The sequence below is a fragment of the Microvirga sp. P5_D2 genome (assembly GCF_054049475.1).
This window is the reverse complement of sequence record NZ_JBFUMH010000261.1, coordinates 1-4,636: the sequence shown is the minus strand read 5'-3', so window position 1 is coordinate 4,636 and position 4,636 is coordinate 1. Positions and strand designations below refer to the sequence as shown.

Below are 4,636 nucleotides of genomic sequence, written 5' to 3'. Positions count from 1 at the left end.
GGCTGCGACCCGCACCCGGAGGTCGAGAGAATAGCAGTGACCCATGATCCACCTCCCGTTCCAGGCAGTGAATCACAACCTCGGTCCGCGCAGAAGCCCAGGAGTCTAATTTCCAGTCCGATGCTCTAGAGCTGTCTCCACATGCGTGGGATCAGCTCTCTTTCTGGTTTGCCGCATCTTTTAACGGTGAACCGGATCCACTTCGCCGGAAAATGCTCTAGGCGTGGGCCGCCAATTGGCTGAGGATCTCGACGAGCGGGTCGGCAGGGTCTGCGAGCCCGGTGAGAACATCGAAATGATGGGCACCTGATACTTCATAGTAACGGGTCGCGACACCCGCATGGCTCCATCGATCGGCGATACGACGCGACTGGCGCAGAAACTCGCTGCTCTCGGCACCGCCGACAATCGCGGCAAGGTGACCGCCGGCGGGGGGCATCCAATCGAGCGGGCTCAAGCGATGTGCTTCTTCAACGGAGAGGCCAAGCGCCTTGTTGATGGAGGTCGGGACCAGCGGAGCAAGCTCGAAGAGGCCTGAGATCGGCATCGCTRCTTTGATGGGTCTCATCAATGCCTCAGGCTTCGCCATCAGGCAGGCCGAGAGATGGCCGCCCGCAGAGTGGCCTGTTGCGACAAGCGCACGGCCTGTACGCTTCATCACGAAATTCGCGGCACTTTCGATGCAGGCGATGATCTGGGAAAGGGATGCAGCCGGCGCAAGATCGTAGCTCGGGATCGCCACACTGTACCCCCGCTCGTTCGCTCCTCGCGCGAGATGGCTGAAATACGATTTGTCGAGCGACTGCCAGTATCCGCCATGGATGAAGAGGATGGTCGGCCTATCGGTGCTTTCATTTGTGGGGTGGAAGACATCGATACGATGGCGCTCGCCATCGCCATACGCCAGATCCAACTCGCAATGCGCATTCCGGCGATAGGCCGCAGCGTCCTTCTGCCAGCCCGCAATATGCGTGGAGTGCTCGGGCACGCGGGCGCGGTTGTTGTACTCGGCTTCGAGATCAATGGTCTCGTTGCTCATGATGCGAAAGCCTCCGCTAGACGTGGAGATAACGGTCCTTGATCGAGTGATCCGCCAGGAGCTCGGCGCTCGTGCCCGTCCAAACCGAGCGCCCCTTCTCGATGATCACATGGCGATCCGCAAAGCTTGCAAGAGCAGTAATGTTCTTGTCGATCACAAGAATGGACTGGTGCTCCGCCTTCAGCCGCTTCAGGCAAGTCCAGATCTCCGTACGGATCAAGGGAGCAAGGCCCTCTGTGGCCTCATCGAGGATCAGCAGTTTCGGATTGGTCATGAGCGCCCGCCCGATCGCCAGCATCTGTTGCTCGCCACCGGATAGCTGCGTGCCGAGATTGCCGCGTCGCTCCTTGAGGCGCGGGAAGAGGCCGTAGATGGCGTCGAGCGTCCAGCGGTGCGAGCCCGTCCGGTCGGCAGCGGTCGCGATCAGGTTTTCCTCGACTGTCAGCGTCGGGAAGATCTGGCGTCCTTCGGGAACGAGACCAATCCCACTCTTGGCGACTTTGTAAGGGGCCAAACCCGTCACCACAGCCCCGTCGAAGCGCACTTCGCCACCGCGCGGACGCAAGAGGCCCATAATGGAACGGATGGTTGTCGTCTTGCCCATGCCATTGCGCCCGAGAAGCGTCACGACTTCGCCGGCACCGATCTCGAGCGACACATCGAACAGGACCTGGGCGGCTCCATATCCGGCCTGCAACTGGCGAACCGAAAGCATCAGGCCATCTCCTCTTCGCCGAGATAAGCAGAGCGCACCTCGGCATTGGCCCTGATCCGATCCGGCGTGTCGGTTGCGATCATGCGGCCATAGACGAGGACGCTGACACGGTCTGCAAGCGAGAACACCGCGTCCATGTCATGCTCGATCAGGATGATCGTGAGGCGGTCCTTGAGACGTTTCAGCGTCTCTACCACACGCTGGGATTCATCGTGGCCGGTTCCGGCCAGAGGTTCGTCGAGGAGAAGAAGCTTTGGGCCGGTCGCGAGGGCAATGGAAAGTTCGAGCTGCCGCTTCTCGCCGTGTGAAAGGAGACCCGCCGGAATGTGCGCTCTCGCGCCAAGCCCCACTTGCGTGAGACATTCCATGGCTGGCTCGTTCAGGGCCTTCTCGTGGGATGCACTGCCGAAGAAGCGGAAGCTTGACCCGGAGCGGGCCTGGATGGCAAGCGCGACATTCTCCAGGGCGGAAAAGCCGGGGAGAATGGATGTGATCTGGAACGAGCGTGCGAGGCCTCGCCTGACGCGCTGCGCCATCGGCAATTTCGTCACATCCTCGCCATTGAATGTAATCTGTCCGGAGTCGGATGCCAGGGTGCCGGAGATCTGGTGGATCAGCGTTGTCTTGCCGGCACCGTTGGGGCCGATGATCGCATGCGACTCGCCTGACCTGATGGCGAGGCTGACATCGTCGGTGACGGTGAGAGCGCCATAGGTCTTCTTCAGGCTGCGGAGTTGAAGCAGCGGTTCAGCCATGATCGGTCCTCCGCAGCATGCCCATGATGCCGCCACGGGCGAACAGCACGATGAGGATCAGAAGGGGGCCGAATACCATCTTCCAGTTTTCGGCCAAGCGATAGCGCACGTCGTCGCTCAGGAAGAATGCCGCGTTGTGCAGGATCTCTGGGAGGAATTCCTCAAGAAGCAGGAAAGCAGCCGCGCCGATAACTGCTCCATGCAGAGAGCCGAGGCCACCCAGAACTACCATGAAGATCAATTCGCCCGACCGCTGCCATGTCATGTAGGCAGGGCTTACGAACTCGGCCTGATTGGCCAGCAGGAACCCGGCGAGGCCTGCCAGCATGCCGCTGATCACGTAAGCCGTCAGCTGATAGCGGAACGGCTGGTAGCCGATTGCCTCCATGCGCACGGAGTTTTCCTTCGTGCCTCTCAGAACGCGCCCGAAGCGCGATGCGACGACGGAGCGAGATAGGACGTAGGTTCCGACGAGGCAGAGCAGAGTGAAAACATAGAAGGCCAGATCGCCTTCGAGGATGTCCGAGCCCGCCAGAAGTGAGCGGGAGGTCAGGGTCAACCCGTCGTCGCCGCCATAAGCCGCGAGGGAGGTGGCGAGAAAGAAGAGCATCTGCCCGAAGGCCAGGGTGATCATGATGAAATAGACGCCCTTGGTGCGAAGCGAGATCGCGCCTGTCACGAGAGCGAATACAGCGGATGCCGCCAGGGCCACGGGAATCTGGATCAACGCATCCTCGAAGCCATGGCTCGTCAGGATGCCGACGGCATAGCCGCCGATGCCGAGAAAGGCTGCATGTCCGAAGCTCACCAAGGCGCCATAGCCCAGGATGAGATCGAGCGACAGGGCAGCGATGCCGAAGATCATGACCCGGGTGAGCAGGGAAAGAACATAGCCTTCCGCGCCGGACACAGAGGCCAACAGCGGTGCTGCCGCGAAAGCGGCGAACAGGACAATGGGGATGAGAAGCGTTCTGTTGAACGTGGTCGGCGCCAAGGTGGTTTGCATCTGAGCGAGCTCTGCCATCAATCGGCCCTAGCGCTTGACGGGAAAGAGGCCGGAAGGGCGGAAGAACAGCACCGCGGCCATGAAGATGTAGATCAGCATCGGCGCAATCGCGCGGCCGGTCTGACTAGCGGCGGAAGGGTCGAGCACGATCCTGAGCAGGTTCGGCGCAAAGGAGCGCCCAAGCGTATCGACGAGGCCGATCAGAAGTGCCGCAAGAAACGCGCCTCGGATGGAGCCGATGCCGCCGATCACGATCACGACGAAAGCGAGGATGAGGATGTTGTCGCCCATGCCGGRTTCTACGGAGAGGATCGGAGCGACCATTGCCCCGGCGAAACCCGCCAGCATGGCGCCGAAGCCGAACACGACCATGAACAGGCGCTTGATGTTCACGCCGAGCGCCGACACCATCTGCGCATTGCTCGCGCCGGCCCGTACCAGCATGCCGATGCGCGTGTGGCTGACGAGTACGTAAAGCAGGCCGGCGACCGCGAGACCCGCAACGATGATGGCGAGACGATAGACCGGGTAGAGAAGGCCAGGCGCGATCTCGATGGAGCCGGACAGAAGATCGGGAACCGGCACGCTGAGCGGTGCCGCACCCCAGACAAACTTCACGCCTTGGTTCAAAAAGAGGATGATGCCGAAAGTCGCGAGAACCTGATCGAGATGGTCGCGATCATAGAGATGACGAAAGACCAGAGCTTCGAGAAGCAATCCGAAGGCCAGCGCCGTCGGCAGGGCGAGCAGCAACCCCCATCCGAAGCTGCCTGTCCACGCGCTGAAGGCGGCGACGAGATAGGCACCCACCATGTACTGGACGCCATGGGCGAGGTTGATGAAGTCCATCACGCCGAAGACCAGCGTGAGCCCTGCCGCAATCAGGAACAGGATGAGTCCGAACTGCAGGCCGTTCAAAGCCTGGATGAACAGAAGTGTGGCGGTCATTGGTGCTTCGCCGGCATGAGGCTTCCATCAAGCGGGCCATGGCCCGCAGGCTTTCCGAGAACGGTCATTTCGTCTGATCCATCCCGGGCAATGCCGGGATGGATCGAGATTGGGGACGTGCCTGCGCTCAGTTCGTCGCGGTGCATTCCTTGGCATAGGCGTCGGTGTAATCG

General features: G+C 61.1%; 5 protein-coding genes. All 5 read right to left on the bottom strand.

What is annotated here, in order from left to right; all coding sequences use genetic code 11:
- Positions 1-217 precede the first annotated feature (217 nt).
- Genes ACXJKO_RS29900 through ACXJKO_RS29880 form a run of 5 tightly spaced genes read right to left on the bottom strand, consistent with a single transcriptional unit; the run spans position 218 to position 4,463 of the window.
- Positions 218-1,039 carry an alpha/beta hydrolase gene (locus ACXJKO_RS29900; protein WP_457094655.1) on the bottom strand — a complete coding sequence of 274 codons (822 nt, stop codon included), beginning with the start codon at positions 1,037-1,039 and terminating at the stop codon, positions 218-220.
- 16 nt (positions 1,040-1,055) lie between these two features.
- Positions 1,056-1,754, bottom strand: coding sequence for an ABC transporter ATP-binding protein (locus ACXJKO_RS29895; RefSeq protein ID WP_457094654.1), 699 nt, complete (start codon positions 1,752-1,754; stop codon positions 1,056-1,058).
- Positions 1,754-2,509: an ABC transporter ATP-binding protein gene (locus ACXJKO_RS29890; protein ID WP_457094653.1), complete on the bottom strand. Its 756-nt coding sequence runs from the start codon at positions 2,507-2,509 to the stop codon at positions 1,754-1,756. The genes ACXJKO_RS29895 and ACXJKO_RS29890 overlap by 1 nt, the downstream gene beginning before the upstream one ends.
- Positions 2,502-3,515: a branched-chain amino acid ABC transporter permease gene (locus tag ACXJKO_RS29885; protein WP_457094652.1), complete on the bottom strand. Its 1,014-nt coding sequence runs from the start codon at positions 3,513-3,515 to the stop codon at positions 2,502-2,504. Before ACXJKO_RS29885 ends, ACXJKO_RS29890 begins: the two co-directional genes overlap by 8 nt.
- A 27-nt stretch (positions 3,516-3,542) precedes the next feature.
- Positions 3,543-4,463: a branched-chain amino acid ABC transporter permease gene (locus tag ACXJKO_RS29880; protein ID WP_457094651.1), complete on the bottom strand. Its 921-nt coding sequence runs from the start codon at positions 4,461-4,463 to the stop codon at positions 3,543-3,545.
- Between the last annotated feature and the right edge of the window lie 173 nt (positions 4,464-4,636).

Bases quoted from the DNA above. Each gene is read 5' to 3' on its own strand.
- ACXJKO_RS29890 (WP_457094653.1), bottom strand. From the start codon at position 2,509: ATGGCTGAACCGCTGCTTCAACTCCGCAGCCTGAAGAAGACCTATGGC.
- ACXJKO_RS29895 (WP_457094654.1), bottom strand. From the start codon at position 1,754: ATGCTTTCGGTTCGCCAGTTGCAGGCCGGATATGGAGCCGCCCAGGTC.
- ACXJKO_RS29885 (WP_457094652.1), bottom strand. From the start codon at position 3,515: ATGCAAACCACCTTGGCGCCGACCACGTTCAACAGAACGCTTCTCATC.